The 24,828-nt window shown below is 63.2% G+C and carries 25 protein-coding genes and 2 pseudogenes; 10 read left to right on the top strand and 17 right to left on the bottom strand.

Going from position 1 to position 24,828, the window contains the following annotated elements; genetic code table 11:
• Nucleotides 1-1,101 carry a four-carbon acid sugar kinase family protein gene (locus FJ426_RS00485; RefSeq protein WP_140560838.1) on the bottom strand — a complete coding sequence of 367 codons (1,101 nt, stop codon included), beginning with the start codon at nt 1,099-1,101 and terminating at the stop codon, nt 1-3.
• A complete protein-coding gene (locus tag FJ426_RS00480) occupies nt 1,088-2,050 on the bottom strand; it encodes a DeoR/GlpR family DNA-binding transcription regulator (protein ID WP_348642469.1) in 963 nt (320 codons plus the stop codon). Before FJ426_RS00480 ends, FJ426_RS00485 begins: the two co-directional genes overlap by 14 nt.
• Nucleotides 2,051-2,353: 303 nt before the next feature.
• Between FJ426_RS00480 and FJ426_RS00475 the strand changes: the two genes are divergently transcribed.
• From FJ426_RS00475 to FJ426_RS31975, 5 genes and pseudogenes are all read left to right on the top strand, one after another.
• The gene (locus tag FJ426_RS00475; RefSeq protein WP_140496513.1) at nt 2,354-2,755 is read left to right on the top strand and encodes a hypothetical protein; all 402 of its coding nucleotides are present in this window, start codon (nt 2,354-2,356) and stop codon (nt 2,753-2,755) included.
• Between the two features lie 422 nt (nt 2,756-3,177).
• Nucleotides 3,178-4,104, top strand: coding sequence for a LysR family transcriptional regulator (locus tag FJ426_RS00470; RefSeq protein WP_140496511.1), 927 nt, complete (start codon nt 3,178-3,180; stop codon nt 4,102-4,104).
• A gap of 286 nt (nt 4,105-4,390) precedes the next feature.
• A complete protein-coding gene (locus FJ426_RS31985) occupies nt 4,391-4,801 on the top strand; it encodes an aldehyde dehydrogenase family protein (RefSeq protein ID WP_281405477.1) in 411 nt (136 codons plus the stop codon).
• Nucleotides 4,734-4,880, top strand: a pseudogene (locus FJ426_RS31980) (hypothetical protein); the annotation flags it as partial. The gene FJ426_RS31985 and the pseudogene FJ426_RS31980, both read left to right, overlap by 68 nt.
• Nucleotides 4,881-4,968: 88 nt before the next feature.
• On the top strand, nt 4,969-5,163 hold the full coding sequence (locus FJ426_RS31975) for an aldehyde dehydrogenase family protein (RefSeq protein ID WP_281405476.1): 195 nt from the start codon (nt 4,969-4,971) through the stop codon (nt 5,161-5,163).
• Between the two features lie 52 nt (nt 5,164-5,215).
• On the opposite strand, the gene FJ426_RS00455 is transcribed toward FJ426_RS31975, so the two are convergent.
• Nucleotides 5,216-6,955 (bottom strand): FAD-dependent oxidoreductase, encoded by a 1,740-nt coding sequence (locus tag FJ426_RS00455; protein WP_140560898.1) that lies wholly within the window; start codon nt 6,953-6,955, stop codon nt 5,216-5,218.
• A 368-nt stretch (nt 6,956-7,323) separates the two neighbouring features.
• Between FJ426_RS00455 and FJ426_RS31655 the strand changes: the two are divergent.
• Nucleotides 7,324-7,658 (top strand): annotated as a pseudogene (locus FJ426_RS31655) (DDE-type integrase/transposase/recombinase); the annotation flags it as partial.
• A gap of 136 nt (nt 7,659-7,794) precedes the next feature.
• On the opposite strand, the gene FJ426_RS00445 reads toward FJ426_RS31655, so the two are convergent.
• From FJ426_RS00445 to FJ426_RS00405, 9 genes are all read right to left on the bottom strand, one after another.
• Nucleotides 7,795-8,445, bottom strand: a complete 651-nt coding sequence (locus tag FJ426_RS00445; RefSeq protein WP_140496507.1) for a prepilin-type N-terminal cleavage/methylation domain-containing protein — start codon at nt 8,443-8,445, stop codon at nt 7,795-7,797.
• The gene (locus tag FJ426_RS00440) at nt 8,442-8,810 is read right to left on the bottom strand and encodes a prepilin-type N-terminal cleavage/methylation domain-containing protein (RefSeq protein WP_140524045.1); all 369 of its coding nucleotides are present in this window, start codon (nt 8,808-8,810) and stop codon (nt 8,442-8,444) included. Before FJ426_RS00440 ends, FJ426_RS00445 begins: the two co-directional genes overlap by 4 nt.
• Complete coding sequence (locus tag FJ426_RS00435) at nt 8,807-9,226, bottom strand: hypothetical protein (RefSeq protein WP_140557696.1); 420 nt, start codon at nt 9,224-9,226, stop codon at nt 8,807-8,809. The genes FJ426_RS00440 and FJ426_RS00435 overlap by 4 nt, the downstream gene beginning before the upstream one ends.
• 37 nt (nt 9,227-9,263) lie before the next feature.
• Nucleotides 9,264-9,704, bottom strand: coding sequence for a type II secretion system major pseudopilin GspG (gspG, locus tag FJ426_RS00430; RefSeq protein ID WP_140496499.1), 441 nt, complete (start codon nt 9,702-9,704; stop codon nt 9,264-9,266).
• A gap of 12 nt (nt 9,705-9,716) precedes the next feature.
• Complete coding sequence (locus FJ426_RS00425; RefSeq protein ID WP_181169861.1) at nt 9,717-11,036, bottom strand: type II secretion system F family protein; 1,320 nt, start codon at nt 11,034-11,036, stop codon at nt 9,717-9,719.
• A gap of 10 nt (nt 11,037-11,046) precedes the next feature.
• Nucleotides 11,047-11,538 carry a hypothetical protein gene (locus FJ426_RS00420; RefSeq protein WP_140496494.1) on the bottom strand — a complete coding sequence of 164 codons (492 nt, stop codon included), beginning with the start codon at nt 11,536-11,538 and terminating at the stop codon, nt 11,047-11,049.
• Entirely contained in the window at nt 11,535-12,143 is a 609-nt protein-coding gene (locus FJ426_RS00415) for a GspMb/PilO family protein (RefSeq protein ID WP_140496491.1), read from the bottom strand. The genes FJ426_RS00420 and FJ426_RS00415 overlap by 4 nt, the downstream gene beginning before the upstream one ends.
• Nucleotides 12,140-13,174 (bottom strand): PilN domain-containing protein, encoded by a 1,035-nt coding sequence (locus FJ426_RS00410; protein WP_140670962.1) that lies wholly within the window; start codon nt 13,172-13,174, stop codon nt 12,140-12,142. The genes FJ426_RS00415 and FJ426_RS00410 overlap by 4 nt, the downstream gene beginning before the upstream one ends.
• A gap of 187 nt (nt 13,175-13,361) precedes the next feature.
• Complete coding sequence (locus FJ426_RS00405) at nt 13,362-15,164, bottom strand: IlvD/Edd family dehydratase (protein WP_140560836.1); 1,803 nt, start codon at nt 15,162-15,164, stop codon at nt 13,362-13,364.
• Between the two features lie 168 nt (nt 15,165-15,332).
• Here FJ426_RS00405 and FJ426_RS00400 point away from each other — a divergent pair, with 168 nt between their 5' ends.
• The 4 genes from FJ426_RS00400 (at nt 15,333) to FJ426_RS00385 (ending at nt 20,589) form a co-directional block, all read left to right on the top strand.
• The gene (locus FJ426_RS00400; protein WP_140560835.1) at nt 15,333-16,628 is read left to right on the top strand and encodes a Re/Si-specific NAD(P)(+) transhydrogenase subunit alpha; all 1,296 of its coding nucleotides are present in this window, start codon (nt 15,333-15,335) and stop codon (nt 16,626-16,628) included.
• Nucleotides 16,628-17,053 (top strand): NAD(P) transhydrogenase subunit alpha, encoded by a 426-nt coding sequence (locus FJ426_RS00395; protein WP_140512858.1) that lies wholly within the window; start codon nt 16,628-16,630, stop codon nt 17,051-17,053. The genes FJ426_RS00400 and FJ426_RS00395 overlap by 1 nt, the downstream gene beginning before the upstream one ends.
• 1 nt (nt 17,054) lies before the next feature.
• Nucleotides 17,055-18,455, top strand: a complete 1,401-nt coding sequence (locus tag FJ426_RS00390; RefSeq protein WP_140512860.1) for an NAD(P)(+) transhydrogenase (Re/Si-specific) subunit beta — start codon at nt 17,055-17,057, stop codon at nt 18,453-18,455.
• 394 nt (nt 18,456-18,849) lie between these two features.
• Nucleotides 18,850-20,589, top strand: coding sequence for a GspE/PulE family protein (locus tag FJ426_RS00385; RefSeq protein ID WP_140560834.1), 1,740 nt, complete (start codon nt 18,850-18,852; stop codon nt 20,587-20,589).
• Nucleotides 20,590-20,656: 67 nt separating this feature from the next.
• Here FJ426_RS00385 and FJ426_RS00380 read toward each other — a convergent pair whose 3' ends face one another.
• The 5 genes from FJ426_RS00380 to FJ426_RS00360 form a co-directional block, all read right to left on the bottom strand.
• Nucleotides 20,657-21,382 carry a DUF3299 domain-containing protein gene (locus tag FJ426_RS00380; protein ID WP_140560833.1) on the bottom strand — a complete coding sequence of 242 codons (726 nt, stop codon included), beginning with the start codon at nt 21,380-21,382 and terminating at the stop codon, nt 20,657-20,659.
• Nucleotides 21,379-22,635: an ABC transporter permease gene (locus tag FJ426_RS00375; protein ID WP_210240550.1), complete on the bottom strand. Its 1,257-nt coding sequence runs from the start codon at nt 22,633-22,635 to the stop codon at nt 21,379-21,381. The genes FJ426_RS00380 and FJ426_RS00375 overlap by 4 nt, the downstream gene beginning before the upstream one ends.
• Complete coding sequence (locus tag FJ426_RS00370; protein ID WP_140560832.1) at nt 22,632-23,354, bottom strand: ATP-binding cassette domain-containing protein; 723 nt, start codon at nt 23,352-23,354, stop codon at nt 22,632-22,634. Before FJ426_RS00370 ends, FJ426_RS00375 begins: the two co-directional genes overlap by 4 nt.
• A gap of 1 nt (nt 23,355) precedes the next feature.
• Nucleotides 23,356-23,937, bottom strand: a complete 582-nt coding sequence (locus FJ426_RS00365) for a DUF2796 domain-containing protein (RefSeq protein WP_140560831.1) — start codon at nt 23,935-23,937, stop codon at nt 23,356-23,358.
• Between the two features lie 480 nt (nt 23,938-24,417).
• Entirely contained in the window at nt 24,418-24,819 is a 402-nt protein-coding gene (locus FJ426_RS00360; RefSeq protein ID WP_140560830.1) for a DUF5681 domain-containing protein, read from the bottom strand.
• Nucleotides 24,820-24,828 lie beyond the last annotated feature (9 nt).

Here is a 24,828-nt window from a genome sequence, read left to right as displayed (position 1 = left end):
TCAGGGACGCGCGAGAGCGGCAAGCCTGCAGAGCAGGGCGCTGTCGCCGAACGCGCCCGATTTCGAAATCGTGGCCAGCCCCTCGAAAACGCCGCCTTTGATGACGGAAACCGGCAGCCCCGGCTCGATCTCGCTTTCGACCGTGAGTTCGACGGCGCCTAGGCTGTCGCACACCGACCGCAATGTTTCGCCGCCAGTGACGAGCAACGTGCCGGGCCTTGGCAAACCTTCGAGAAGCGAGGCAAACACCTTGCCGATATGATCCGCCACCGCGTGGCGATCACCCGATGCAGCGACGCTGACAATTGATGGCGCGCCTTGCATCATACGCTCCGCCAAGCGCTTTTTCGCTTTGTCGATGTCGCGTTCGACGACGATATGCGCATCCGCATGCCCGGCGGCAAAGACGGCCACCTGTCCCGCCGTGATCTCGTGATTTGTGCCGACAAGGCCAAGGAACGGCCCGGATAACGCAAGAGCAGGCTTCTGCGGTGCTTTCATGTGCCGGGCGAGTGCCGCCGCCAAGCCGCCTGTACCGACCCACAAGATCCGTGCCTCCGGCATTCCGGCCGTTGCGACGATCTTGTCCAGGTCCGTGTCCGTTTCGGCGTCGTAGAGGGTGATGAAATGAGCCGACCGTACCCCCGGTGTTGAACGCCCGACCGAAAAGCGCTGGCCGAGGTCGGCGAGGAGGTCGGGACCTACCATTTCGGGGCGATCGAGCCGCCATTGGCGTCCGACGCGCGTAACGCGCCCCTGAAACGGGAAAGCAGGCGCCAGCACAACGCGCTGGTACGTCCCCTCGACGATGCAGGCTTCTATTTCGGCGATGACGTGACCGCGCAAAAGGCTGTCGATCTTCTTGAAACTCAGCTGTCCGGCGGCGAGCCATGGCGCGAGCGCCCGGTGCCTCGCGACGGCCGTGGCCTCGGCGCCCTCTCGTGTGGCGACATCGACAGCCATGCGCTCCGAAAACGGAACGTCCAGTCGCCAGCTCACCCCAATGCCGTGGCCAGGCGACGCGAAAGAAACCGCGCTGTCCAGGGCGCCGGTCAGGTCGTCGGCTACGACCCGGATATCCGCAATCTCAAGAGCGCTCAACTGAAGAACCTGGACGGCTGACGCGCACGACGCGGACGTTCACATCGAGCGTCCGAAGATTGGTGAGGTGAGCCTGATCGATGCCCTCGTCGGTAATGATCTGGTGGACATCGGCCAGACGGCAGATGGTGCAGAAATTGGGGGCAGTGAACTTCGAATTGTCCGCAAGCACGACGACACGGCGCGCCGCCGCGATCATCGCCTGCTTCATCGCCGCAACCTCTAGCGAGGTCTCCGTGAGCATGTCTCCGGTGATGGCATGGGTCCCAAGAATGGCCACATCGGCGTGGATGGTTCGCAGGAAATTCTCGCCGGGCTGGCCGACCAGGGTCAGTGAGCCTGGCTTGCAGGTGCCTCCAAGCATGACGAGGCGTACTTCCGGCACGGTTGCAAGTATCTGCGCGATCGCGAGGCTGTTGGTAACGGCGGTAAGCGGAATAGGCGCCGCGGCGATGGCGCGGGCGACTTCCAGCACGGTCGTGCTTGCGTCGAAAATGACGCTTTGGCCGGCGCGGAGTTCCGACATCATGGCGGCACCGATGGCCTCTTTCTCTGCCCTGGCGAAATGCGCCGCGGTGGCGAGATCCGGCTCGAAGGTGGCGAGTTCCGTGCGCTGAAGCATCGCCCCGCCATGCGTTCGCTCCAGTGCTCCCTGCCGTTCAAGCATCTCGAGGTCGCGCCGGATGGTCGAAGGCGATGCGCCAATGAGATCGATGAGTTCCTGAACGCCTACAGCTCCTTGCCGTTTAAGGCATTCGAGAATGAAGGCATGACGCTTGGCCGGAATCAAATCGACCCGTCCGCGCCCGCTATCGTCTTCCCGTGACCCGGCGGACGCCGAGGGCGCCATGTCTTCCACCGCTGATTTTCGGACATTCCTAGCCACGTTTGTATCTCCGCACGGTGCCGCAAACGCGCTCGCCTGAATCACGCGAGCGATGTCCCGCAAATATCACCAATCCATCCAGCGAGCCCAATCGTTTGTCATTTTGGTGGGCGATTTCCCACCGTTTGGCTCCATTGGAATTATTTTGACTGATTTTGACCGCATATGCTAATCAAATGCGGTCAACCTTGGTCAGGAGAAATTGAAAAACGAGCAGTTTTCGTCAAACATTAAACAGCAATGCCGGTCCCTGTGGGCTTCCGTTGCGAACCGGATTGGAGGAACCATGTCTTTCTTGTCGAGCCTCAAATCGGCCGTCGTCGCTGCCGCGGCCTCGGATAGCAAGCGACCCGCAGGGAAGGCGAGATGATGGGCGCCAAGGCGAGGAATCCCGACGCCAAGCTCCTCCGGCTCGAAGCCAAATTCAACGCCGCGAGCGATCGATGGAACAAGGCGACGGACCGGACGGCGGCAGTTGAGGAGAAATTCGAAAAGGCGATTGACCGCCTCAAATCGCGTCTCATGTCGCGCATCGCAAAGGCGGAAAAGAAGGAGGAGAAAAGGGCAGTGGCCTTCGGCCGTGCGCTCGATAAGGTCATGAAGACCAGGGCGAAAACCATTGAAGGCCTAGCCGCGAAAGTGAGAGTTCGGGAACGCGACTATACCGATGCCGAGGATATCGAGATTGAAATCCTCAAAAGCCTGGTCGATGACATCAAGGCGATGGCCGGCGGCGTCACAGGAGAAACGAGCGGTGTAACCGATTGAGTACGGTGGCTAATTTTGCCACGATTTGACAATGGTCAGGTTGGGGAAATTCCCCACGAGGATGGGGTCCGCAAATTTGTGGATCCGGCACCCCTGCCCGAGCTGCGCTATGACATACACGACCTTGCCCCTTGGCTCGACAGCCCGGAATTCGGCGATCTAGCCCGCGACGAACTTGTCGGAAAACTGGGCGATCGTTCGCGTCAAGGGCATTGCCGTTTGCCAGGGTTGGCAGGATCGAAGCCGCTATTCAAATGTCGTTTGCAGGTATAGCAAGATCGACCCGATGATAGACTTGGCCAAGTTTCCGTTTGGCGACTTGGCGGAAGATGGGACCAAATCTGGCGGAGGACCGCCAATGATCTTCATTTGAAATCCTTGCGGTCGATGTGATCTCGATATAACATTTACGCAATCCAGGCATGACCCCACCGCTCCACTCGATCATTTCCAGGCTCCACCTGAAACAGCTGCGGCTCCTAGTCGCGCTGGGCGAGCACGGCTCGCTTTTGAAGGCATCGCAGCAGGTCGCGTTGACGCAACCGGGCGCGAGCAAGGCATTGCAGGAAATCGAGACGACCTTCGGCACGCCGCTGTTCGTTCGCACCAACCGGGGCCTGGAGCCCAATGCCGTAGGCCATTGCGTGATCCGCTATGCGCGCCTGATCCAGACGGATCTCGCGCACCTGCGCGACGAGATCGTCGGAATCATGCGTGGCCAGGGCGGGCGGGTGGCGGCCGGCGTCATCATGGGCGCGGTGCCGCTGCTCACCGATGCCATCTCCGCGCTCGTTGCGCGGCAGGCCGACTTGTCCGTCGAGATCGTCGAGGACACCAGCGCCGCCCTGCTGGCCCAGCTCGAAGCCGGCCGGCTCGACCTGGCGATCTGCCGCACGACCATCAGCCAGGCGCCGCAGGTCTACGACAGCGTGAAGCTCCAGGATGAAACGCTCGCGGTGATCGCGAACGTCGGCCATCCGCTCCGGCACGCGAAGAAGCTCACCCTGCAGGAGCTGGCGCCATACCGATGGGTGGTATACCGCGCGAACATGCCGATGCGGCTCTTGCTCGAACGCGAATACCGCGATTGCGGGATCCGGTTCCCGCAGCACCTGCTCGAGACGACCTCCGCTTTTGCGACGCTGGCGCTGCTGCAGGCCAACCCGTCCTTCGTGGCCCTGGTGTCAATCGAAGTCGCGCAGTTCTTCGCGCACCGGCAGATGACGCGCATCCTGCCGCTGGCCCTGGCGTCGCGAAGCGAGGCCTATGAGCTCGTCACCCGCAAGGGGGCGTGGGTTCCGCCCGCCGCCAAACTGCTGATCGACGAATTGGTCCATCGCCAGTCCTGAGCATCAGGTCGGCGCGACCGCGCCGGTCAGCGCTGTATCCGCCAGGGTGCCGCATGGGCAAGGCGATGGACCTGGCCAGCGGGGCCGAGGGGGGCCGTCCGTGCGCGCCATGACCAAGCGGCTCGGCTTGCCGACGGGCTTGGCCCAACTGGGCGTGGCGCGCGATGTTCCCCGACATCGTCCGGGGCGCCTTGAAGGACCACAGCCACCTGACCAACCCGCGCGTTGCATCCGACACCGGTTATGAAGCGATGCTCGAAGCCAGCCTTTAGGAAGCAAGCACACTATGTTCAACAACCTGATCGGCGGCGAGTGGGTCGAAGGCCCTCGCGTCTCGCGCAACATCAACCCCTCGGACACGCACGACGTCATTGGCGAGTTCACGCAAGCCGAGGCGGCCCAAGCCAGGCAGGCCATCGCCGCAGCCACCCAGGCCCGGTCCGCCTGGGGCCTGTCCACCCCGCAGCAGCGCTTCGACATCCTCGACGCCGCCGGCGCCGGGATCCTGGCGCGCAAGGCCGAACTGGGCGACCTGCTCGCCCGCGAGGGAGGCAAGACCCTGCCCGAGGCCATCGGCGAGGTGGCACGGGCCGGCAACATCTTCAAGTTCTTTGCCGGCGAAGCGCTGCGTGTCGGCGGCGACGTGGTGCCTTCCGTGCGCCCGGCGTCGGCGTGGAAGTCACCCGCGAGCCCGTAGGCGTCATGGGCCTGATCACGCCCTGGAACTTCCCATCGCGATCCCCGCCTGGAAGATCGCCCCGGCCTTGGCCTGCGGCAACGCCGTGGTGCTCAAGCCCGCCGATCTCGCACACGGCAGCGCCTGGCCATCGCCGACATCCTGCACCGCGCGGCCTGCCAGCGGGGGTGTTCAACCTGGTGATGGGCCGCGGCTCCGAAGTGGGCCAGGTGCTGCTGGACGACAAACGCGTCAACGCGATCAGCTTCATCGGCTCGGTGGCCAACGGCCGGCGCATCGCGCAGGCCTGTGTCGCGCGCATGGCCAAGTTCCCCATGCCGCCGGTGCTGGAATCACTGGCCTCGGGTCTGCGGAACAGGTAGTCCCGCCGGACCGAGAGGCCTGGCGGGACTATTGTTGAGAGCCGTAGTCCTGCTAATACGAACTGGAGGCTGCGTGCCTTCCTGCGATGATGCCCTGAGAGAGAGCTCGACCGTTCCCGTGCTGACTGAATCCGCCAGCAGCTTCGCCGGCGGCGTAGAGGCCGGGAATCACCTGAGCGGCATAGTCGAGGACCTGGCTTGAGCCGTTGATGCGCAGGCCGGACCGGGCGTCGTGGATCACCGGCGTCGACCAGGCGGCATAGAAGGGGCCCCGTTGGATCTTGTATTGGGGTGTCGGTTTGCCGAAGTCGGCGTCGGCACCCGCGTCAACAAAGCTGTTGTACCGCGTCACCGTTTCGACCAGGTTGCTTGCCGGCATCGGAACCCGCTGATGCGGCATGACGATCTTCTGTGCGAGTTCCTCCAGCGTGTTTGCCTGGAAGAAGAATCCATCGGGATCGACGAAGGGCGGCGCCACATTCCATCTCTGGCGGGCCACGGCATCTGCATCGAAGATGGCCCAGATCGGGCCACCGCCGTTGTGGCCGTCGCCGATTCCAGCCAGAGCGGCGTTGATCCAGTTTTGCGGGTTGTATGTGATGTTCTTGGCGTTCAGGTAGCTGCCCTGAGTGTACGGGTTGACCGAGCCAGCGCTGTTCGTCCCGAATTGACCTCCCGTTTCGTCGTAGAACCGCCTCCCGATCATGTTTACATGGATAACGTTCTGGTTGTTGACGTTGGCTAGTCCCGAAGCTTTCGCAAGGTGGAAGACAGGGCTATTGGGCCCCCACTGCAGGAACGAGTAGTTGTACCGCGTTCCGATGGCGGTTGGCTTGGTGATGTTAGTGCCGAACTCTCCAGTCTGGTTGTACGTGCCCGCGAGCGACGCGCCGACATTCAGCCCTGCGAGTATGCCGCTGGCGTCCTGGAAGGAATAGGGCTCGCCAGCGACGCCGCAGTACTCCGCGGTGAGCCGTGGGTCGAACTGTCGGCGGTATTCCACATTGCCGTTTCCGCCGCCACTCGCAATCACTACGCCCTTGCGTGCCTGAATGTTAACGAGGCGGCCCTGATTGGAGGCTACGACCCCGACCACGCCCGCTTTCGTCCGCAGCAGTGACTCCAAACGGTAATTCAGCAGGATCTTCACGCCACGCGCCTTTGCCGCGGCCTCCAGCGGATATATGAAGCCGGGCCCTTGAGACGTCGTCCGCTGTTGGCTCGCGGCTACCGGCAAGCCGGTCCGGACCGAGACGTAGTTCATGATCGCCGTATGCATCATACGGTTCACCGAGTTGCCGACCTCATTGCCGCCGACATTGTCGGGCCTGGATGTCGTCCACACGACGCCATGGCGGACCAGAAAGTTGTAAAGGTCGACGTTGACGTCGGCAAATGCCCGGATCAGCTCGCGATCGTTATAGCGGTAGCTCGGAAAGCCGTTCGCCTGGACGATGGACCAGTCGGTAAGGTCGCGATACAGGAGGTCTGGCGAGTCCGCGATGCCGGCCGCCATCTGGGCAGGGGTTCCGCCTCCCAGGGGAATGTTGCCTGAGCTGACGATGCCACGTCCCCCGATGTGCGGTTGCGCCTCGAGGACAATAACCGACGCGCCCGCCTCTGCGGCGGCGACTGCGGCCCCGAGGCCCGCCGAGCCGCAACCCACAACGACGATATCGGCTACGCGCGGGTCCGCGGCATTGGCAATGCTCGGCTGCAATATGCTGCTGGCCACCCCTGCGGCGGCGATTCCGGCGCCGGCCTTCAACAATGAGCGTCGGCTGACTGTCATTACGTTCTCCTCCTGATATTTTTAGACCAGCGCATTCGGGCCAGCGCATTCGGGATTGTTTGGATCTGGGCCTGAACAGCGAAACTCATTAATCGTGATCGCCGCAGAGACTTGGCCGGCCGGAGTATTGCAGCATTCGCTCGCGCGACAACTGAGAAGATGTGATCTCGGTATAACGTTTACTCAACCCAGGCATGGCCCCACCGCTCCACTCGATCGTTTCCAGGATCCACCTGAAACAGTTGCGGCTCCTACTCGCGCTGGGCGAGCATGGCTCGCTCCTCAAAGCCTCGCAGCAGGTCGCGTTGACGCAACCGGGCGAGCAAGGCATTGCAGGAAATCGAGACGACCTTCGGTCGCCGCTGGGTTACGGCAGGCCGGAACGCATTGTCATCGACGGCAGCCAAACCAACCGCGAGGCGGTCATTTCCTGCGATGCTGAAAGCCGTCTGCGGGACCGCCCGCGACGTTCACCGAAGCCGATTCACATCCGCAACAGCAAGTACCTCAATAATTGGATCGAACAGAACCATCGACGCGTCAAGCGCCGCATCCACTCCATGTTCGGCTTCAAGTGAATGCGACCGCCGAGGTTATTCTCACTGGCATGGAGATGGTTCACATGATGCGCAGACAGCAGGCGAGGTTTGCCTACAATCCATCTCCCTCGATCGCCGAGCAGTTCGAGATCCTGGCAGCCTGATCAGCGACGCGAAAACAAAAGAACGATTTGCGACAGAGCCCGCGAATGTCGATAGCCAGCGGCAGCCTTGCGCCGTCTGCATGCCACACTGTTTTGCAAGCCTGTTATCGGCGCCAATCGTACAGCCCTGCGGAGTTCAGAAGCCGATGCCGTAGCGCTGCAGACACGGCGCGAGCGCTTCGGCCGCGCCGCAACGCGCGGGCAGCTCGACGCGTAACCGCGCATAGGCCCATTGCCGCCAGGGACGCGGAGAACTGCCGGATATCTCGATACGGACGAGTGACGGCATGCGGTTGGTGCTTGTCCATTCGGGGCTGAGCGCGCCGTCCGGCCCGGCATAGCTGAACGAAAGCTTCAGATCGCCTCGCACCAGCGGAAGATCCTCCCCGCCCTCGCCCATCCTGTGATCGCGGCGGGCACGAATGAGGGCCTCGTCGGCTCCGGCCCGACCCATCGAATAGGTGATGTCATCAAGTCCCGCACGCGGCTCGTAGCCGAGCGCTGGGCGCTCGAAGGTGACCTCGTCGGCATGGCCGGTGAAGCGGATCGCAGCGGCTCCCTCCGGGTTGGAATAGCCGGGCTGCGCCGCCTCCAGATCCTCGACCATCCGGTCGAGAATCACCGCCACCGTGTCCTCCTGCCCGCCTCTGGCGATTATCCCCTGCCATTGGCGCAGCCAGGTTCCGGTGTAGAGTGCCAGCCCGCCAAACAGCATCGTCGCAAGCACCAGCGAAGCCAATGCCTCGATCAGCGTGAAGCCGGCCCGAGCGCTGCGTTTCCTTGTCATTGCCGCTTGCCGAGGCGCACGGTCTGCATCGCGTCGTCATCCGATCCGTCGGTGCTGCGAACGGTGACGGAGTAAAGCTGCCATCCGGCGCGAGCCAGGGCAGTGCCGCGTTCGAAGCGGTACGGTTCCACGATGACCGTGAAGCCTCCGATCACGCGCCGGCCCGTTCGCAACGGGTTAAGGGTCATCGCCGCCGCCATGGCAGCCTGCATGCCGACACGGCGTTCGGTCGATCGTTCCAGACCCGCGAACGCACCTGCGGTGCCCGTGATCATGCGCGCGATCGGAACGATCAGCAGCACGGCGACGGCAAGCGAGGCCAGAACCTCGATCAGCGTGAAGCCGCGTCTGCGCCGTCCTGTCATTTCGGGCTCATTTCCACGCGGCCGGTCAACCAGTCGACGCGCAGTTCGATCTCCCGGCCGCTGGCGGACAGTGTCATGACGCCCCCACACGACCGTCCGTCGGCAAGGAAGCGCAAGGCTCTGGTTCCGCCTCGTATGGGACACCGGTCCGACGTGACCCAGTTCATGGCCACCCCATCCCTGATCGAGATCGGATTGGCGCCATCCACCTGGATGCGTTTGTTTCCCGGATCGACCCTCACGTCGGCGACGCTGCCCGTGGTCAGCGCCTTCGCTCTGCCCTTGCGGAACTCCCCGCTGACACGAACCGCCTCGCCAGAAAGCTCGGCAGCCCCGATGCTGGAACGCGGGCGCGGCATCAGCACGAAGGCCGCGAGAGCGACGATCGCAAGCGCCGCGACCACGTCGAGCAGCACGACACCGCGTTGCGTCCTTTTGCGGTTGCTGTTGCCCTTAGGGCTGGGCGGACACATTGGAGCCGCGCCCACCGGGCCCGTCGGTGGTGATGTTGAACGTCTTTCCGTCGCTTGCGTATCTGTATTCATGGCCCCACGGATCGAGCGGAACGGTCTCGCCGCGAACGTATGGCCCGTTCCAGACCTGGATGGTCGAGGGCTTGCGCACCAGCGCTCCCAGCCCCTCGGCCTGCACCGGATAACGGCCGACATCGATGTAGAAGATGTCGAGCGCGCTGGAAAACGCCTCGATCTGAAGCTTCGCCGCACGCACGCGCGAGTCGGACAACTGCGCGAGAACACGAGGACCGACGAGCGCCGAGATCAGGCCGATGATGGCCAGCACGACCAGCATCTCGATCAGCGTAAAGCCTGCCTCGCGGCGCCGGGCACGCTTGCGCTGCATGAGATTGGGACCAACTGCGAAATGAACGCTCATGCAAACAGCCTCCTAGCGGACCATGTCGTTGAATGACATGAGGGTGGACATGATCGACACGATCATACCACCGATCAAGATACTGATGGTTGCCACTGCCGCAGGGCCGACAAGCCCGACGATACGGGACAGCGAACGCTCCAGCCGCACTTCATAGAAGTCGGCGACACGATAGGCCAGCCCTGCGAGTTCGCCACTTTGCTCGCCGAGCCTCAACATGCGCACCGCCAGCGGGGGAAGCTGAAGAATCTCAAGCGCATGGCCAAGCCTATTCCCCTGCCTCAGCGCGTCGGACGCCTGCTGCGCGCGTGCCCGCGCGGCCTCGCCGTGGTCGACGGTATCGCTGATGAGCTTGAAAGCCACAGGAACCGCCACGCCGGTCTCGACCATGATGCCCAGGAGACGGGCGAAGCGCCCCGTCCGATAGCTCCCCGGTATCTCCGACAAAAGCGGAAGTTTCTTGGCGAAACCCCAAAGCCATGCCCAGAGAAGGCCCCGCCGCGCCGCCACGAACCCCAGCAATACGAGTATCGAAGCCGCAAGCAAAAGGACCAGCCCATAAGCGCGCAGGAAATTCGAGACCGCGAACATCACCACCATCAGCGTGTCCTTCTTGCCGCTCTGCATGAGCATCGGTTCGAACTGAGGAACGACCCCCACCAGGAAGAAGACCAGTACGCAGATCGTGCCGGCAAACAGGACTGCCGGATACCGCAGCGCCTCGCTGACTTTGGCCCGCAATGCCTCGAAATGCTGGCGCTCCTGCACGATGCGCGACAGGAGGGTGGGTAACTTGCCGGAGGTCTCCGCGACACGAACCATGGCGACCTGGAACGCCGGGAACAGAGCGGGCCAGGCTTCCAGCGCTCTGGAGAACGAGTTGCCCGACGCCAGGTCGGTGCGAATGCCGGCAACCACGGGCTGAAGCCTGCCGCTGTCGAATTCCTTTTCCATGATCGCCAGCGCTTCGTCGATCCGGATCCCCGCATTCAGCATGATCGACAGGTCGGAGAGCAGCCGCGTGACCTGCGACGCCGGTATCCGGGTCGAAAACAGCGGTGCGCGCGATGCAGACTGCCTCGGTTCGACACTTACCGGGATCAGCCCGCGCGCCCCGAGCTTCTGGACGGCATCGTCGGAATCGGACGCATCGATCCGCCCGAGTTCGAGACGACCCTCGCCATTCAAAGCCTTGTATGCGAATGCCGTGGAGACCATGGAGGCCAAATTTCCTAACTGTACGCCTCTACTGGAGACGTTCGTTCCTGATTGCTGTCTGTGAAAGAAACTCGCTCCATTAATCCCTGCCGGAGGCTCGGAATGTGCAACCACTCCATTTGGATCAACCCCCTGAAGGCGTGGGCACCGGCTCCTCCGGTGGCAACATTTGTTCACCGCTTGCCTCATCCGAAAACCGCAGCGAGGCGCGTCCTCCCGCTCCATCGAGCTTGACTTCGAACTGGCCGACTTCCTTCAGGGTCCAACCTTCCCGGCTTTCCCCCGTGCGCAGCGTGAAGGCCGCCATTTCGGCCGGGGTGGTGAAGGTCGCGCTGTTGAGCCTTTCCGACCGCACGATGCCAACCAATTGCCACTCGGGCGCCGCGGCAGGCGGGGGCTCGGGTTCCGGCTCGGGCTGCACGACAATAGGTTCCGGCTCGGGGGCACCGAACGCGATCGGGGCAGTCCGGTCCGGCGAGAACAGGGGCCGATCCCGAAGCGCCGCATAGTCGCTCACCTGGCGTTCCCTGACCGATAGCTTTTCTGCGCCGAAGGACAGGCTCGAAGAGGCCGCGATGGCGGCGAGCATCATTGTCGCGCCCAGCATGGTCATCATGACTGGGGTCCCTTCTCCCGGAAGGCCGACAGCATGACGTTCAGCGACAGCGGCCGATCCATGGAACCCGAGGTCTGATTTCCCCCCAGATCGACGTTTCGGTTCAACCGAAGCCTGAAGCTATCAACGACCATGACGGGCGAGCTTGCCTCGATGGCATACATGAGATCGGGCAGCGATTGCTCCATAACCTCGATATCGGCAGTTAAACGAATGCGTTCCAAAGACTCCAACTGAGGATCGCCTATATCGGCGACCTGACCGTCTGTGGGAACATCGACGCGCCGGATAACGGCACCCACGCGTTCAACGCGGTTGGAGAGCAGACTCTGGAATTCGGCCGAGACGAGCCCACTGGTTTGCGCATCGAGAAGAATCTTGCCCTCGCCGGGATCCAGAGCCTGGTTCGCGCCTTGGGGAACCGGGGAAGTGGACGCCTTGCTTTCGAGCAAGGCGGTACGTTCCTCATAGAGCGCCAGCGCGCCCGCCTCCGCGCGCCAGGACAGCAGCGTATCGGCGACGAGTACAAGAGCTCCGACGACCAGCAGGGCCATGACGACCAGGGATTGAAGCCGCGTGTCGCGCCACAGGGGTGTCGTCCTCATCGCAGCGAACCTCCCGTGCGGATGAGCGGGCGGGTATCGACCTCGAACTCCGAGGTAACGCCATCCTCGCCGCGCAGGGCCGATCCGACCAGCTTGCTGTCTTCGAAGCGACCCGATGATTCCAGCGCGGTCAGTACTTCGGGTAGGTCCTTGGTCCGGCCCGAGAGACGCATGCGGCCATTGGCGAAGGACACCTCAATGGCATAGGAATGCGTCGGCAAAACCTGAGCCAGGTCGTCCAATGCTCCCAGCGCGCTTATCGCGTCGTCCTTGATATTCCGCGCCTCCTGCTCAGGCGCTGTTTCAGCCTTGTCCGGAGTCGCCGCCAGCGCGATTGCCTGGCGCGCCTTCTCGGCCCGGATCTCGACGGCGGCGCGGCGCTCGGCATAGTTGTTCTGGATCATCGGCCGCACCGCCGGAGCCGTGACTGCAGCGACTAGGCTTACGCCCAGAACTCCGGCAAGGACAAACTTTATCCGGCCACGCGTGCCGGTGACCCGTTGCCGCTGTGTCAATACTTCCACGGCATCGCCTTCCGGAAACGGCGCCGAGATCACGACCTGGCGGGCCTCGGCCACATTCAGGCAGGCCAAGGCAGCAGCGACACGCGACCTCGGAACGATTGCGACGGCGACGGTGATCTGCCGCGCCTCACGGCTGATCCCGAGGACCCTGTGGCCGAAATAGATATCGGAAGCAGGCAATGGCGAAAGCGCGCCCATCCGCGACGTAACGATGCCTTCGACGTGGCTGGCAGCCTCCATCGGCAGTTCGATCCGGCGCGCGATCACCCAGCTCGCCGGGATGCCGAGATGGACCGCCTTTCCATTCACCGCGGCGCGCAATGCGGCCGGCGCCTGCGTGTCTGGAGAAATCAGTATCAACAGGGGTGCTGACGGCTTTCGGCTGGTCGCCGGCTCGATTTCAAACGCGCTCCCATCGTCCGCGACCCGCGCGACCACGCGGCTGCTGGATTTGACGCGCGCAAGTTCATCCAGCAGGGAGGCCGGTCCCGCGATCCAGTCATCCAAGCCGCGGATCGCCGCGGTGAAAGGATAAGCCATTCCGGTCAAACCCCAGAGCAGAAGCCGGCACCGGATCCGGAGTTCCGTCGCCCGCGTGAATACAAATCATAGCGCATCTTCAGGCCCTAATTCCAGATCAGTCACAGTTCTTCGCCAATCGAGCACCGATCTTGAACGCAGAGTAGGAACTGTTCTAATGATTGTCGCGCGGCAGGCCGCTGGTGACGGCGATGTTCTGGTACTTCACCGCCGGCTTCAGAACCATTCCCTCGGACAACTGGTCAACCATTGACCGCTGGATCTCCTGCCAGGGTGTCTGATGCTTCGGATATGCATAGCCGCCCTTGTTTTGCAGGTCGACGCGACGGCGCTTGATCTCGTCGTCCGACACGAGGATGTCGGCGGTCCCCTTGCGCAGGTCGATGCGTACCCGGTCACCCGTACGCAGCAGCGCAAGGCCACCACCGACGGCCGCCTCGGGCGAGGCGTTGAGGATCGATGGAGAGCCGGAAGTGCCGGACTGACGGCCATCGCCGATGCAGGGCAGCGAGTGGATGCCCGCCTTCAGCAGGTAGGCCGGCGGCTGCATGTTCACGACTTCGGCGCCGCCCGGATAACCGACAGGGCCGGCTCCGCGCATGAACAGGATGGTATTCTCGTTCAGGCCGAGTGACGGATCCTCAATGCGACGGTGGTAGTCTTCCGGACCGTCGAAGACGACGGCGACGCCCTCGAAGGCATCGGGGTCTCGCGGATTTGACAGATAGCGGTCGCGAAACTCCGGCGAGATGACCGACGTCTTCATGATTGCGGAATCGAACAGATTGCCTTTCAGGTTGATGAAGCCGGCTTCCTTCCTGAGCGGATTGGCCACGGTACGGATGACCTTGCCGTCGAGATTCTCCGCCGCGGCGCAATTGTCGCCGATCGTGCGGCCGTTGACGGTCATGGCTCCAGGATGCGGCAGCAAGCCGGCCTTCATCAGCTCTGCCACCACGGCCGGCACACCGCCCGCATGATGATAGTCCTCGCCGAGATATTCACCGGCCGGCTGGAGATTTACGATCAGCGGAACGTGGTGACCGACCTTCTGCCAGTCATCGACGGTCAGCGACACGCCGAGATGCCGCGCGATGGCGTTGAGGTGGATCGGCGCATTGGTCGAGCCGCCGATGGCAGAATTGACGACGATGGCGTTCTCGAAGGCTTCCCGCGTCATGATGTCGGAGGGTTTCAAGTCCTCGCGCACCATGTCGACGATGCGCTTGCCGGTTTGGTAGGCGATCTGGCCGCGCTCGCGATAGGGTGCTGGAATGGCGGCGGAGCCCGGCAACTGCATGCCGAGCGCCTCGGCCAGCGAGTTCATCGTCGTCGCCGTGCCCATCGTGTTGCAGTAGCCGACGGACGGCGCCGATGAAGCGACGATGTCCATGAACTGGTCGTAGTCGATCTCTCCTGCCGCCAGCCTTTCGCGTGACTTCCACACGACCGTGCCGGAGCCGGTGCGTTCGCCCTTGTGCCAGCCGTTCAGCATCGGGCCGACGGACAGCGCTATGGCTGGAATGTTGACGGTGGCCGCGGCCATCAGCAGCGCCGGGGTGGTCTTGTCGCAGCCGATGGTCAGCACGACGCCATCCAGCGGATAGCCATAAAGCAACTCGACGAGAGCGAGATAGGCGAGGTTGCGGTCGAGCGCGGCGGTGGGCCGCTTGCCTGTCTCCTGGATCGGGTGGACCGGGAATTCCAGCGGCACGCCGCCGGCGGCCACAATGCCGTCGCGCACGCGCTTGGCGAGCTCGATATGATGCCGGTTGCAAGGTGACAGGTCCGAGCCCGTCTGGGCGATGCCGATAAGCGGCTTTCCGGACTGCAGTTCTTCGCGGGTCAGCCCATAGTTCAGATAGCGTTCGAGGTAGAGCGCCGTCATGCCGGGATTGTCCGGATTGTCGAACCACTCGCGCGAGCGTAGCCGCTTCGCACCATTGATCTTGGACATTTACACCTCCAGAACCGCCGTTTGGCCATCGATATGGCATCGGCAACTGGCGGACAAGTACCCTCAATCAGATATGTGGACAAATTGCCCATTTTGTGGATTGTAGTAAGATGTGAACGATACGGCAGGCGCGCAGATGCGCCGCGTGCCGGGGAGGGGTAGCCAAGCGTGAGCCAGATCATCTTCATTCCCGCCGAGGGCGGCTCGGGCGAACCCCGTGTCGCGGCTTCGCCCGATACGGTGAAACGGCTGGCCGGCCTGGGTCTTGAAGTGGTTGTGGAGGCCGGTGCCGGCACGCGATCGCGCATTCCCGATGAGGAGTTCGCCAAGGCGGGCGCTTCGATCGGCGAGGCCGGCGATGTGGCCAAGGCCGACGTGGTGCTGAAGGTGCGCCGGCCGACGGATGCGGAGCTGAAAAGCTACAAGTCAGGCGCTGCGGTCATCGCCATCATGGATCCCTATGGCAACGATGCCGCCGTTGCGGCGCTGGCCAAGGCCGGGGTGACGGCCTTTGCGATGGAATTCATGCCGCGCATCACGCGCGCCCAGTCGATGGACGTCTTGTCCTCGCAGGCTAACCTTGCCGGCTACCAGGCGGTGATCGACGGCGCAGCCGAATACGATCGCGCGCTGCCGATGATGATGACGGCGGCCGGCACGGTTCCTGCCGCCAAGGTGTTCATCATGGGCGTCGGCGTCGCCGGCCTGCAGGCGATCGCCACAGCGCGCCGGCTCGGCGCGGTCGTCACCGCCACCGACGTTCGCCCCGCCGCCAAGGAACAGGTCGCCTCGCTTGGCGCAAAGTTCCTCGCCGTCGAGGACGAGGAGTTCAAGGCGGCCGAGACCGCCGGCGGCTACGCCAAGGAGATGTCCAGGGAATACCAGGCCAAGCAGGCGGCGCTGACCGCCGAGCACATCGCCAAGCAGGACATCGTCATCACCACGGCGCTGATCCCCGGCCGCCCGGCGCCGAGGCTGGTGTCGGCTGACATGGTCGCCTCGATGAAGCCCGGTTCGGTGATCGTCGATCTTGCGGTGGAGCGCGGCGGCAATGTCGAGGGCGCTGTGCCTGGCAAGGTCGTGACGACGGCCAACGGCGTCAAGATCGTCGGCCATCTCAACGTGCCGGGCCGCGTCGCGGCCTCCGCTTCGCTGCTCTACGCCAGGAACCTTTTTGCTTTCCTCGAGACCCTGGTCGACAAGGCGACGAAGACGCTTGCCATCAACCGCGATGACGACCTGGTCAAGGCGACCATGCTGACCGACGGCGGCAAGATCGTCCATCCGGCCTTCGCCAAGGCCGACCAGCAGCCGCCAAAGGGCCAATATATCGAGCCCCCCGCGATACCGGCCAGCACAATGGTCGCTGATGCTTCGGCGCCCAAGAAAGCCGCGCCCAGGAAAGCTGCCGCATCCAAGCCCTCGCCAAAGTCGCCCTCGCCCAAGCCGAAAGGGACCGCGTGATGGACCAGACCTTGCAGAAAGCCCTCGACCAGCTCGACCAGGCAAGTGCCGCCGTCCGGCTGGCGGTGCAGAACCTGGCAAATGCTCCCGGCGGCGCCGAGGCGGCCGGCGACGCCGCGCACGCGCTGTCGGGCGGCGCCATCGATCCCTTCGTCTTCCGCCTGGCCATCTTCGTGCTGGCGATCTTCGTCGGCTATTACGTCGTCTGGTCGGTGACGCCTGCGCTGCACACGCCGCTGATGGCCGTCACCAACGCCATCTCCTCGGTCATCGTCGTCGGCGCGCTGCTTGCCGTCGGCATCGCCGCCTCGGGCGTCGCCGCGGGCTTCGGCTTCGTCGCGCTGATGCTGGTGTCGGTCAACATCTTCGGCGGCTTCCTCGTCACCCAGCGCATGCTGGCAATGTACAAGAAGAAGGACAAGTGACGTGACCGTCAATCTCGCCTCCTTCCTCTATCTGGTTTCCGGCATTCTCTTCATCCTGGCGTTGCGCGGCCTGTCGCACCCGACGACCAGCCGGCAAGGCAATCTCTACGGCATGATCGGCATGGGCATCGCCATCGCCACCACGCTGGCGCTGGCCACGCCATCGGCCGGACGCTTCGGCCTGATCGTGCTCGGCCTTGCCATTGGCGGCGGCGTCGGCGCCGTCACGGCCAGGCGCATCGCCATGACCTCGATGCCGCAACTGGTCGCCGCCTTCCACTCGCTCGTCGGCCTTGCCGCCGTCATGGTGGCGGCCGCCGCCATCTATGCGCCGGAAAGCTTCGGCATCGGCACGGCGGGCGACATCCACGCCCAGGCGCTGGTCGAAATGAGCCTGGGTGTGGCCATCGGCGCCATCACCTTCACCGGCTCGGTCATCGCCTTCCTGAAGCTTGACGGGCGCATGTCGGGCAAGCCGATCATGATCGGCGGCCGCCATTTCATCAACATCGCGCTTGGCATCGCCTTGGTCGTGCTGATCGTGCTTTTGGTCACCACCGAATCGAAGCTCGTCTTCTGGCTCATCGTTGCCGCATCGCTGGTGCTGGGCGTGCTGCTCATCATCCCCATCGGCGGCGCCGACATGCCGGTCGTGGTGTCGATGCTCAACTCCTATTCGGGCTGGGCGGCGGCCGCACTCGGCTTCACGCTCGGCAATCTGGCGCTGATCATCACCGGCGCCCTGGTCGGCTCGTCGGGCGCCATCCTGTCCTACATCATGTGCAAGGGCATGAACCGCTCCTTCATCTCCGTCATCCTCGGCGGCTTCGGTGGTGAGACCGCAGCCGCGGGCGCTGATGATGGGATCGAGCGCACGGTCAAGCAGGGCTCGGCCGACGATGCCGCCTATCTGATGATGAACGCGCAGAAGGTCATCATCGTGCCTGGCTACGGCATGGCCGTCGCCCAGGCGCAGCATGCACTGCGCGAAATGGCCGACAAGCTCAAGGCCAATGGCGTCGACGTCAAATACGCCATCCACCCCGTGGCCGGCCGCATGCCGGGCCACATGAACGTGCTCTTGGCCGAAGCCAACGTGCCTTACGACGAAGTGTTCGAGCTCGAGGACATCAATTCCGAATTCGCGCAGGCCGACGTCGCCTATGTCATCGGCGCCAACGACGTCACCAACCCGTCCGCGCGGGATGACAAGTCCTCACCTATTTACGGTATGCCGATCCTCGACGTCGACAAGGCGCGCACCTGCCTGTTCGTCAAGCGCTCGCTCGGCTCCGGCTATGCCGGCATCGACAACACGCTGTTCTACAAGGACGGCACCATGATGCTGCTCGGCGACGCCAAGAAGATGACCGAGGAAATCGTCAAGGCCATGGATCACTGAGATTGATACGCCCGGCAAGGCGATGAAGCGGGAAGGGCTCCAGCCACTCCAAGCCTGCTCATTCCAACGCGGCGCAGTCTGCGGCCCTCGGCTACGATCGTCACGGTCGCATGGGTCATGACGATTTCCCACCAGCTGCTGGCGGGCGTGACGCTTGCCTTGGTCGAGTGGGGTTCCGCAATATTGGCGGCGATATGTGGGTGTAGCGAAAGATTCTCAATCGCTACCTCGTGTGGCACCCGGTTCACCGTCTGGTGGGAGTAGAAGGGCACGGGCTCTTGACACCCATACCGCACAGCCTTCTGGTCTGGCGCAGCTTTCCGGGGAACCGCCGGGTCCGGAATCGTACGTCAGGCAGACCGCTCTGCGGACTAAACCGACAGACGGATTCGGCATGCGCAAGCCGGCGTCCATTGTGCTCAAGGGTCAAGTGCGACAGGTACGTTCAATGAACCCACAGCTTACAGACTTACACTCGCTCCTGTCGTCCATGGCCGATGCCGGACTGGCGAGCCGCGAGGCTACGCGGGGTCTTTTCGGTGAGAGCACGGCCTCGCGAGCCTCCGACCTGCACCGCCTGATCGAAGCGCAGATCGTCGACGCCGATGCCCTCGCAGGCTTCCTGTCGTCCTATTATGGCGTGCGGCTTCTCGACCGGCACCAACTCGCCGACTACAGGCCCGTCGCGCAGAATCTCTCAAACCGATTTCTTGTGGAGAACTGGATCGCGCCGCTCACGGCGCCTGACGGGAGCGCCGTCATAGGGGTTCTCCACCCCGGAGACGCAGACCCGATAGAGGCGCTGCGATCCGTTCTCGACGGTGACGTCGAGGTCTGCGTGGTTCCCGCACCCGACCTGGAATCCTGCTTGGAACGTCTTTCCGGCACCCAGGACGTTGCCCAGGCCACCGGCGAAGGAGCAACCTCCGAAGCGGCTATCGCAAGCCTGCGGGATCTCGCGAGCGGCGCGCCGGTTGTGGTTGTCGTCGACGACATCTTCCGGCGCGCGCTCGACCTGAGGGCAACCGACATCCACCTCGAACCGATGCGCGGACGGCTCGTGATGCGTTTCCGTATCGACGGCGTCTTGCGGATCATGCCTCCGCCGCCGCACGAAATGGGCGATGCGATCGTGTCGCGAATCAAGGTTCTCGCCGGCCTCGACATCACCGAGCGCCGCAAGCCTCAGGATGGTGCGATGCGCCTTCCCATCGGCGACCGCGAAGTCGAACTGCGCGTTGCCACCCTCTCCTCCATCCATGGCGAGACCGTCGTCATGCGCATCCTGCACCGCGACAGCGTCCTGCTCGATTTCGCGGGCGTGGGCCTGGATGACCAGGAACGGCAGACGCTGAACCGGCTCCTTGAGCACACCCACGGAATGATCGCCGTCGCCGGCCCGACCGGCAGCGGCAAGACGACGACGCTCGCCGCCGCGCTCTCGAAGCTAAACGATCCGGGCCGCAAGATCGTGACCATCGAGGATCCCGTCGAGTACCAGATCCCCGGCATCGTGCAGTCGCAGATCAACTCGGCGATCGGCATCACCTTCTCATCCGCGATCCGGACGTTCGTGCGACAGGACCCCGACGTGATCCTGGTCGGCGAGATACGCGACGGCGAAACGGCACGGGCCGCCGTCCAGGCAGCGCTCACCGGACACCTCGTTCTCACCACCGTCCACGCGAACACCGCTGCGGCGGCCTTCACACGTATGCGCGACCTGGGTGTCGAGACCTATCTGCTGGTCGGCGCCGTGCGCGGCATCATCTCCCAGCGCCTGTTGCGGCGGCTCTGCGATCACTGCAAGCAGGAAGGAATTCTTTCGACCGAGACTTTCTCCTTCGACTCGCGCTACCAGGCCGTCGGGTTCTCTCCGGGCCAAAAAATATTCAACGCAGTGGGCTGCGGCCGTTGCAACGGCACGGGGTATCGAGGCCGCATCGCCGTGTTCGAGATCCTGGTTCTCGATGAGGCTATCATCGAGCTCGCTTCACAAGGGGCAGACCACTCCAGGATCGAAGCGCTCGCGCTGGAGCGGGGCATGAGCACGATGGCGCATGACGGTGCCAGGAAGGCAGGGCAAGGTCTCACCTCGCCGGCGGAGGTGCTCAGGGTCACCGGGTTTCGCTGAGCGCATCCATCCACGGACGCACCTGCCTCCGACCAGCGGACTGGCGGTTGGCATTGCCTCCGCGGGACTATTGCCCGCCACCCTCGCCTTGATAGGGCTCGATGCTGTCGCCCTCCAGGACGTAGCCCGAAGCAACTTCGCTTGAACCGTCCACAAAGGAGAGGTCTTTCCTTTCGGACTGCACGCGCATCGTGCCGGTTATCATCACGCCCTCGAACAGGGCCGCAGGCGCGTACGGAGCAGTGGATTTCAAGTAGATCACCTGGTTCGGCGGCGGTGGCGGCTCATGGATGCACGCACCGAAATAGGGGACAAGCAGGAACTCCGTCGTACCGTTCGGATCAAAATCCAGGGGCAGCAGATAGCCGGCGATGGCTACCCGCTCGCCGTCATATTTCTTCTCGGTAAGCGTTCCACGCCTCCCGATCTCCGTAGCCCAGGTTACGTATCGTTCGTAAAGCTTATCAAGATCGACGCCTTGCGTTGCGAGTTTTTCCCTGTCGACGTCGACCCTTTTCTTGGCTTCGTCGCGCTGAAGGGCAAACTCTTCGCTCAACTCGCCCGACGGGTGACCTTTCCAGTATAGGACATTTCTCAGGGCCTCCTGCTGCTCAAAAGGAAGTGCGTCCGGGAAATTTGCCAGCGGTTCTGTCGGCGGGATCAGCATCTCCCATTTCAGCTGGGTTGCGGCCTCGCTGAATGCCGCGCCGCAGCCCGCGCCCAAAACGGCCAGGATGAGAGCGATGCAGCGCAACATCGACCTCGCGTTGCCGAGGAATCCGGAAGTCTTCATGTTCTCACCATCATGCCATCTGCGAGTGACATCCTGTAGGCGCGACAGGCCGGCAGGAACCCGGCGGCCATCCCGCCGATCAATATTGCCAACAACAACAGGGCATCGGTCGTGGACGGAGGCTGAATGCCGATGTCGACGCCGAACTGTCTGTCAACAAGCGGGCGGGCCACCATCAGGACCGCATAAAGTGCCGCCGTACCGATTGCGATTCCCGCCACCGTCAGCAAGGTAGCCTCTCCGACAAGAAGGCCTGCAACCGTGCCGGGTCTTGCCCCCAGCGAGCGCAATATCGCGATCTCACGCCGTCGTTCGTTGAGCGTCGACAGGATCATTGCCGACAAGCCGAGCATCGAGGTCACCACGACCATCGCTGAGACGCCAAGCAATGCGGTCTCGGCGGTGGCGACCAGTCCCCACATCTCCTGCAAGGCGACCCCCGGCAGCACAGCCGAAAGAGGCTCGGCCCTGTACTCGTTCACGCCGCGCTGGAACCCGATGACTTGCAGGCGCGACTTCAAGCCGATGATCGCGGCGGTTATCGCCCTCGTAGGAAGCGACATCTGCCGCAGACGGTCGGCCGGTGTAACTTGTCCCGGGATCCGTGAACCGGACCGCCAGTCGACATGAATGGCCTCGATAGCCTTGAGACTGACATGGAGGGATTTGTCCACCGGCGTGCCGGTACGTGCCAGTATGCCGGACACGCGAAACGGGAGGTCGTCATGCTGCGGCCCAAGCGAGCCCGCACCGTGCGCGACAGTGATCTTGTCGCCGATGGAATAGCCAAGCCGGCTCGCAACATCCGAGCCGAGGACGACATCGAACAGGTCGTCAAAGGGTGCGCCTGCAGCAAACGTCAAGGCCTGGCCGCCGCGATATTGGAAGTGCTCGAAGTAATCCGGAGTCGTCCCGATGACGCGAAAGCCGCGATGGCTGTCGCCAAGTGAAAGCGGAATTGCCCAGGCTACCTGCGGGCGCGAAACGATGTCCTGGTAGCTGCGCCAGGTGACATTGTTGGTCGCGTTGCCAATGCGGAACACCGAGTAGAGAAGGAGCTGCATGGCACCCGATCGGGCGCCAATGACCAGATCCGCACCAGACACGGTCCCGGCAAAGCTGTCTCGCGCGCCACTGCGGACTTTCTCGACACCGAGCAGAAGCATGACGCTGACGGAGATCGAAAGGATCGTCAGCAACACCGTGATCCAGCGGTTGCGCAGCGATTGCAGAGCGAGACGTGCGACAATCATGCCCGGGCTCGGCTTTTCGACGTTGTAAGGATGTCGTTGAGATGGATCGCCCGCGTGAAATGCTGCGCCAAGCGGCGGTCGTGACTGACCATGATCAGAGTTGCCTTTGTGGCCTCGATCTGGCCGAACAGCAGGTCGAGAAAATCCTGCTGCCGATCGTCGTCGAGAGCCGATGTAGGCTCGTCGGCGACAACAATATCGGGGGAGCCGATGAGCGCCCGCGCCGTCGCGACGCGTTGCTGCTGACCGACGCTCAGGGTGGCCGCCGTCTGCTGCCCGATATCCGCCGGAAGTCCCAGGGCCGACAAGAGGCGCCGGGCTTCGCTCTCCGCGCCTCCCGCGGCATTTGCGCGGGCGCGACGTTCCGGTGCGAAGCTGAGCGGTAACAGCACATTGTCGATGACGGCGCCGTAGGGAAGAAGATTGAACATCTGAAAGATGATGCCAAAATGTTCCGCCCGAAACCGATCGCGCCCGCTGCCGCTCAATTCGTCAAGCCGTTGCCCGAGGACTTCCAAGCGCCCAGCTTGCGCCAACGCGATGCCTGTCAGCAAGCTGAGGAGCGTCGATTTTCCGCTACCGGATGCGCCAAGCAGCAGAAGACGTTCGCCGCGGGAAACTTCGAACTCGCCGATTGAGAGGCAAAACGGGTCTCGCGCGTTCCACCTGTATTCGACGCCGTGCAAGCGCACGGCGTCCGTCGCGGCGTCCGCGTTCATCTCATCTCTCCAGATAGCGCGCCTCGCGGGACACCTCGAAAGCGGTCTGTCCATTGGCATCGACGACCGTCACGCCGAGTTTCCAGGATCCGGCGAAGCGATCGAAGAAGGGGAAGTCGAGCCACGCGGCCTGGGCAGTATCCGCGCAGGCGAGAGCATAAGTTGCTCGGAACTCGGTGTGATGGGCCCCGTGCTCTTCAGAACCCGCGGCCTCACCAGCCTCCGCGGTAGCAGGGTGGTCCTCATGTTCTTCCGCGACGACTTTGACGTCGGCGGAGGTGACGGTGCACCCTGCGGAGTCGGGCATCGCGAAGAGCTTCAAGGGTTCCTTAAGGTCGGCGAGCGCGGTCTCGACGGTGCTCTTCTGCTCCGCGGTTTCAGCTTCGTGCTCAAACCCGACAATATCCATGCCAGGGGCAGCGAGCTCCATCTGAACATTGTTGGCCTCGAAAGCGATCGCCAATGTCCCGTGTCCATGAACATGTGGTCCAAGCTCTCGACGATCTTCTTCTGCGTGCGCCGTCGAAATAACAATAAACATGCCAGCGGCAAACAACGTCCCGGTGTGGTGATGCAATCCCATCTCTGTCTCTCCAGATCGATATGGTCATTAGCCGCCATCACAAGTTTCGGCGCGTGGCGCGACCGCGAGAAGCGGCAGTTCAGCCATCCATTCAAGCTCGCGGAGGGCCGCGGATATCGTAGTGTGAAGAGAGTTCTATGGTGTCCGGGCGCGCCGCAGTCGCGACCCAGTCGATCGTGTAGAAGGTTAGCTCGGAAAGGACATGAACTGCCGGAGGCGCCGGCAGTGCGGCTCCCATGGAGCCGATGATGCATATGTCACAACGGCCCTGGGACTTGTCGTCGTGGTGCCCCGACGCGGGCCCTTCTCCGGATCCTGCGAGCGACCGCTCGAAGCTGGATAAGAGCAAGCCGTTTCTATGCGTCGGGCCATCGATGTGTCCGAAAGCAAATGCGATATGGAAGAGCATGCCAAGCAATGTCACCCAGGCCATCGCCTGAGATCGTCGCAGCCATTCCGGCACAGTGAGTTCGCCTGGTGTCATCCTGCAGGATGTCCTGGTTCAAGACATGTGAGGAGGCCTTCGGGGCGCGCCGCTGAAGGTCTTGAGATACTCGGCTTAGTTGATTCGTCGAGAGCGTCGTGTGCCCTGTGACGGTTGTAGCGATGGGCGAAGGCATTGACGAAGGGCTGCCGCTTGTCGATCTGGTGCGGCAAGTTTCGCGGCAGGATCGAAGCGACGATTTCGAGGCGTGCGTCTGGCTTTTTCTCTCGCTTCTTGCCAATGGCTGCTGGCACGTTGGCCTCCCAATCCGCGAGCATGTCTTCGAGGCATGCTTCAACGAGCTTGTTGTGGGCCCCTTCGGGCCTGCCTGCCGGGTTTCCGGACTGGCCTGGCTTGAACGGCCCCCAAGGCTGTTTCGGTGCTGTTGGATCAGCCATCTTCCTCAG

Source organism: Mesorhizobium sp. B2-6-4 (assembly GCF_006441495.1).
GTDB lineage: Bacteria > Pseudomonadota > Alphaproteobacteria > Rhizobiales > Rhizobiaceae > Mesorhizobium.
The sequence above is the reverse complement of the archived record's forward strand: the minus strand, read 5'-3'. Positions and strand labels throughout refer to the sequence as shown.

Bases quoted from the DNA above. Each gene is read 5' to 3' on its own strand.
- FJ426_RS00440 (WP_140524045.1), bottom strand. From the start codon at position 8,810: ATGACAGGACGGCGCAGACGCGGCTTCACGCTGATCGAGGTTCTGGCC.
- FJ426_RS00370 (WP_140560832.1), bottom strand. From the start codon at position 23,354: ATGAACGCGGACGCCGCGACGGACGCCGTGCGCTTGCACGGCGTCGAA.
- FJ426_RS00470 (WP_140496511.1), top strand. From the start codon at position 3,178: ATGACCCCACCGCTCCACTCGATCATTTCCAGGCTCCACCTGAAACAG.
- FJ426_RS00375 (WP_210240550.1), bottom strand. From the start codon at position 22,635: ATGATTGTCGCACGTCTCGCTCTGCAATCGCTGCGCAACCGCTGGATC.
- FJ426_RS00415 (WP_140496491.1), bottom strand. From the start codon at position 12,143: ATGAGGACGACACCCCTGTGGCGCGACACGCGGCTTCAATCCCTGGTC.
- FJ426_RS00405 (WP_140560836.1), bottom strand. From the start codon at position 15,164: ATGTCCAAGATCAATGGTGCGAAGCGGCTACGCTCGCGCGAGTGGTTC.
- FJ426_RS00455 (WP_140560898.1), bottom strand. From the start codon at position 6,955: ATGACAGTCAGCCGACGCTCATTGTTGAAGGCCGGCGCCGGAATCGCC.
- FJ426_RS00420 (WP_140496494.1), bottom strand. From the start codon at position 11,538: ATGATGACCATGCTGGGCGCGACAATGATGCTCGCCGCCATCGCGGCC.
- FJ426_RS00385 (WP_140560834.1), top strand. From the start codon at position 18,850: ATGCGCAAGCCGGCGTCCATTGTGCTCAAGGGTCAAGTGCGACAGGTA.
- gspG (WP_140496499.1), bottom strand. From the start codon at position 9,704: ATGAGCGTTCATTTCGCAGTTGGTCCCAATCTCATGCAGCGCAAGCGT.
- FJ426_RS00380 (WP_140560833.1), bottom strand. From the start codon at position 21,382: ATGAAGACTTCCGGATTCCTCGGCAACGCGAGGTCGATGTTGCGCTGC.
- FJ426_RS31985 (WP_281405477.1), top strand. From the start codon at position 4,391: ATGTTCAACAACCTGATCGGCGGCGAGTGGGTCGAAGGCCCTCGCGTC.
- FJ426_RS00360 (WP_140560830.1), bottom strand. From the start codon at position 24,819: ATGGCTGATCCAACAGCACCGAAACAGCCTTGGGGGCCGTTCAAGCCA.
- FJ426_RS00365 (WP_140560831.1), bottom strand. From the start codon at position 23,937: ATGGGATTGCATCACCACACCGGGACGTTGTTTGCCGCTGGCATGTTT.
- FJ426_RS00395 (WP_140512858.1), top strand. From the start codon at position 16,628: ATGGACCAGACCTTGCAGAAAGCCCTCGACCAGCTCGACCAGGCAAGT.
- FJ426_RS00475 (WP_140496513.1), top strand. From the start codon at position 2,354: ATGATGGGCGCCAAGGCGAGGAATCCCGACGCCAAGCTCCTCCGGCTC.
- FJ426_RS00445 (WP_140496507.1), bottom strand. From the start codon at position 8,445: ATGACAAGGAAACGCAGCGCTCGGGCCGGCTTCACGCTGATCGAGGCA.